General features: G+C 43.9%; 4 protein-coding genes. 3 read left to right on the forward strand and 1 reads right to left on the reverse strand.

Annotation, left to right across the window (positions count from 1 at the left end):
- Positions 1 to 94 precede the first annotated feature (94 nt).
- The 3 genes from psbH (at position 95) to glgB (ending at position 3,286) form a co-directional block, all read left to right on the forward strand.
- Positions 95 to 289: a photosystem II reaction center phosphoprotein PsbH gene (gene psbH, locus PX484_RS06610; RefSeq protein ID WP_002736544.1), complete on the forward strand. Its 195-nt coding sequence runs from the start codon at positions 95 to 97 to the stop codon at positions 287 to 289.
- A 104-nt stretch (positions 290 to 393) separates the two neighbouring features.
- Positions 394 to 642, forward strand: coding sequence for a TatA/E family twin arginine-targeting protein translocase (locus PX484_RS06615; RefSeq protein ID WP_002743526.1), 249 nt, complete (start codon positions 394 to 396; stop codon positions 640 to 642).
- A gap of 364 nt (positions 643 to 1,006) precedes the next feature.
- Positions 1,007 to 3,286: a 1,4-alpha-glucan branching enzyme gene (gene glgB / locus PX484_RS06620; RefSeq protein WP_287766849.1), complete on the forward strand. Its 2,280-nt coding sequence runs from the start codon at positions 1,007 to 1,009 to the stop codon at positions 3,284 to 3,286.
- A gap of 850 nt (positions 3,287 to 4,136) precedes the next feature.
- Here the strand turns inward: glgB and PX484_RS06625 are convergent.
- Complete coding sequence (locus tag PX484_RS06625) at positions 4,137 to 4,538, reverse strand: fasciclin domain-containing protein (protein WP_002803963.1); 402 nt, start codon at positions 4,536 to 4,538, stop codon at positions 4,137 to 4,139.
- Between the last annotated feature and the right edge of the window lie 219 nt (positions 4,539 to 4,757).

Below are 4,757 nucleotides of genomic sequence, written 5' to 3' on the forward strand. Positions count from 1 at the left end.
CAGTAGATTTTATCTCACTGGGTTGACCGGTTGGCACTTCGTCAAATTACGGATCAATACAAAATTATCATTTACAGATCTTTCTTGGTAACTTATGGCACAGCGTACACGCTTAGGTGAAATCCTTCGTCCCCTCAACTCGGAATATGGTAAAGTTTCTCCCGGTTGGGGAACTACCTTGCTGATGGGAGTTTTTATGGCTCTGTTTTTAGTCTTTTTGCTGATTATTTTACAGATCTACAACTCCTCCCTAATTTTAGAAGGATTTAATGTAGATTGGGGTCAGTAAGCAGATTCCAACAATCTCGTCGCCATTTTTGGCGGCAGAATTATCCCTCGGACTTTGGCAGGTGGGTTATTGCCCACCGCGAGTTTTTTATTAGGAGCAAAAACATGAATATTTTTGGGATTGGATTGCCGGAAATGGGGTTAATTCTCTTGATTGCCCTGCTAGTTTTCGGACCGAAAAAATTACCAGAAATCGGTCGCAGTTTAGGCAAAACGATTCGAGGATTTCAAGAAGCATCCAAGGAATTTGAAAGTGAATTTAAGCGAGAGGCCCAGCAGATTGAAGACTCGGTAAAAATCAAAGCTGAATTAGAAGAAAGTCAATCTCCTAGGGATCAAACTCGTTCCAGTTAAGAACTGTGTAGAGATGTAGAGTAGGTCAAATTCGAGGCTATCCGCTAGATTAACATCGAGAATGACCAGAGCCGGATTAAATTGGCAGTTTTACCATAGACCTCTTGTAAAAATCAAAAATTGTTGTTAGGGTCAGGAGTCGGTCGTCGGTCGTCGGTCGTAGGTCGTCAGGAGATTATTTTATTTATTCTTCCCACTTCCCCACACCCCACACCCCACACCCCACACCCTACCCCCACGAAAAACTTTTTCAGCAGACCCTAAGTAGGCAGAATACATCATTAGTTTGAGAATTCCCAGAAGGCAGGGAAAAAATGACTATTTCCTTGCTATAAGTATTGTAGATGTCAAGAGTGGTAAATGAATGTCTATAGTGGTATCCCCCGAACAAGTCCATCAAATCGTCAACAACCTCCATCACGATCCCTTTGAGGTTTTGGGGGCCCATCCCCTAGAAGAAGAAGGAAAAGTAAATAAATGGGTTGTCAGAGCCTATTTACCGAAAACCACGGCCGCTTGGGTTATTTTACCGTCCCAAAGACAAGAATATCCCATGACGACCGCTTATCACCCCCATTTTTTCGAGTGCGTCATCGATATCGGTGAACTGAACAATTATCAATTACGCATTCACGAGGGGGAACAGGAACGGGTCATCTATGATTCCTATGCCTTCCGTTCTGCCAAACTGAGCGATTTTGATTTACATCTGTTTGGGGAGGGCAACCATCACCGCATTTATGAAAAATTAGGGGCGCATTTAGCTGAAATCGAGGGTATTAAAGGGGTTTATTTCGCAGTTTGGGCCCCTAATGCCCGCAACGTCTCGATTATTGGTGATTTCAATAACTGGGATGGTCGTGATCACCAAATGCGGAAACGTAATAATATGGTCTGGGAATTGTTTATCCCGGAAATCGGTGTTGGCACTAAATATAAATACGAGATCAAAAATTGGGAAGGTCATATTTACGAAAAATCTGATCCCTACGGTTTTGCCCAAGAAGTACGCCCGAAAACCGCCTCGATTGTGGCTAATTTAGATAGCTATACTTGGAATGATAGCGATTGGATGGAAAAACGCCGCCATAGCGATCCTTTAACTCAACCGGTTTCCGTCTACGAATTACACCTCGGTTCTTGGCTGCACACTTCTAGTGCCGAACCCCCCCGTTTACTTGCCGGGTCCGGGGAAGCGGTTCCCGTGTCGGAATGGAACACCGGGGCGCGCTTTTTGAGTTATTACGAGTTAGCCGAAAAACTGATTCCCTACGTTAAAGAATTAGGTTACACCCATATCGAATTATTACCGATCGCCGAGCATCCTTTTGATGGTTCTTGGGGTTATCAAGTGACGGGTTATTTTGCCCCCACCAGTCGCTACGGCAATCCTGAAGATTTTATGTATTTTATCGATCAATGTCACCAAAATGGCCTTGGTGTGCTAGTGGATTGGGTCCCCGGTCACTTCCCCAAAGATGGCCACGGGTTAGCTTTCTTTGACGGGACTCATCTTTATGAACACGGCGACCCGCGCAAAGGGGAACACAAGGAATGGGGAACCTTAATTTTTAACTACGGTCGCAACGAAGTCAGAAATTTCCTGGTGGCTAATGCCCTTTTTTGGTTCGATAAGTACCATATTGACGGTATTCGCGTGGATGCGGTGGCTTCTATGCTCTATCTCGATTATTGTCGTAAAGATGGGGAATGGGTGGCTAACGAGTACGGTGGCCGGGAAAATTTAGAGGCCGCTGAATTCCTGCGTCAAGTCAATCATGTAATTTTTAGCTATTTCCCCGGAATTCTCTCTATTGCCGAAGAATCCACCGCTTGGCCGATGGTGTCTTGGCCCACCTATATGGGCGGTTTAGGCTTTAATTTGAAGTGGAATATGGGCTGGATGCACGATATGCTCGATTATTTCGGCATGGATCCTTGGTTCCGTCAATTCCATCAAAATAATGTCACTTTTAGTATGTGGTATAACCACAGCGAGAATTATATGCTGGCTTTGTCCCACGATGAAGTGGTTCACGGCAAAAGTAATATGATTGGCAAAATGCCGGGGGATGAGTGGCAAAAATTTGCCAATGTCCGGGCATTATTTAGTTATATGTTTACCCACCCCGGCAAGAAAACCATGTTTATGAGCATGGAATTTGGTCAGTGGAGTGAGTGGAATGTTTGGGGTGATTTGGAGTGGGGTCTTTTGCAGCATGAACCCCATCAACAGCTAAAACGCTTTTTCTCAGATTTGAACGCCACCTATAAGAGTGAACCTGCTTTATATACCCAGGATTTTGGTCAGGATGGCTTTGAGTGGATCGACTGTAGTGATAATAGTCATAGTGTCGTTTCTTTCCTGCGCTGGAGCAAAAATTGGCAGGAGTTTGTGGTGGTGGTCTGTAATTTTACTCCCCAACCCCACAGCCATTATCGCGTTGGTGTACCCCATCCCGGTTTTTATCAGGAAATCTTTAACAGCGATGCGGGTAAATATGGCGGTAGTAATATGGGCAACCTCGGCGGTAAATGGTCGGAGGAATGGTCCTATCATAGCCGTCCCTACTCGATCGATCTCTGTTTACCACCTTTAGGGGTTTTAGTTCTCAAAATCGATCCTCATGCTTCTGGGGAATAGGGCAGCTTTTTTCAGTGTTGCCAAAGGCACGGCGTAGCCGTCCAGTAAACAGTTATCAGTTATCAGTGAACATGGTAACTGTTTACTGGTAAGCAGCTAGACACAATTAACTACACATATAGTCATTTCAATTAAGATTGAGAATATCAATGCCAGAGTTCATAATGGTTTAACCGGTCTAGAGTGTATCAGACTTATCTGAAATGACTATATCTAACTACCTCTTGCATGAGTGCCTATCCTAACCAAGAAGTTAATTTTGTCCTATTACTGAACTGGTAACTGATAACTGGTAACTGATAACTGATAACTGATAACTGATAACCCCTAACAAAAAATTTTAGAGGTCATCTTGCGGAAAGTGGCCTCTTTTTTGGCTGAATTTTCCAGAAACTATTAAGTTGTTAGATTAGCGAGCAGTGTTTGCACCCATTCTTGAGCGAGTTCTTCCACGTTACCATTACTGTCGAGATGGCTAAGAATATATTTTTGTCGTTGGTGAGCTAATTCCGCGAGACTACCGATATGAACAAAACTTTCTGGTAAACGATCATTCTCAAAGGAATATTGACCGACGTGGATAAACCGGCATTCTAAGGCGAAAATTAATCAGGGGGAGAAACTGGTTAACCATTTTTCATCTCCCTTAATATTTCCTTACTTTTTCGTTAATATTTATGGTAGCAAAGCCATTAGATGGTCTGAACAGGTGCGGACAAGAAAGTCCAGAAAGTGGGCATTTTCCTCCGTTGATCATCGTAGCCATAAACAAGCAAAAGTTTCTGTATATTTGGTTACTAAATAATACAGATTTGCCCTGGATGCAGCCCGGGGAAAAGCCGGTCAAAAACTAACCCATCAGGATCACCGTATCGATGACGTGGATCACACCATTATCCGCCTCGATATTACCCGCCACCACCGTGGCATTTTTCACCTCAAAACCTTCGCTACAATCGATGGGAATCGGTGAACCCTCTAGAGAAGTCACTACAGCCAATTTTGCCAAATCTTCCTGCATATATTTGCCCGCAACGACGTGATAGGTGAGAATTCGGGTTAATTGGGGGATATTCTGCACTAGGGTTGTAATCGTCCCGGGGGGCAATTTGGCAAAAGCTTCGTCGGTGGGGGCAAAAACCGTGAAGGGGCCGGGACTTTTTAGGGCATCCACAAGATTAGCGGCTTGTACCGCCGTCACTAGAGTTTTAAAATTATCGGCACTGACCGCAATATCGACAATATCTGCCATAAACTTGACTCGATCCTCAAAAAAATCATCTATTTCAGATTTTAAACTTAATCTTGTCCCAAAGATCGTTCTAGATAAGTAGGGTGTGGGAATTATGAATAATGAATAATGAATTGGGGAAGTGGGGTGTGGGTTGTGGGGTGTGGGGTGTGGGATGTGGGAATTATGAATTATGAATTATGAATTGGGGAGAGGGTAGAGAGGAGAAGGGGAAAATAA

The sequence above is a fragment of the Microcystis sp. M49636_WE2 genome (assembly GCF_030065375.1).
Lineage (GTDB): Bacteria > Cyanobacteriota > Cyanobacteriia > Cyanobacteriales > Microcystaceae > Microcystis > Microcystis aeruginosa_C.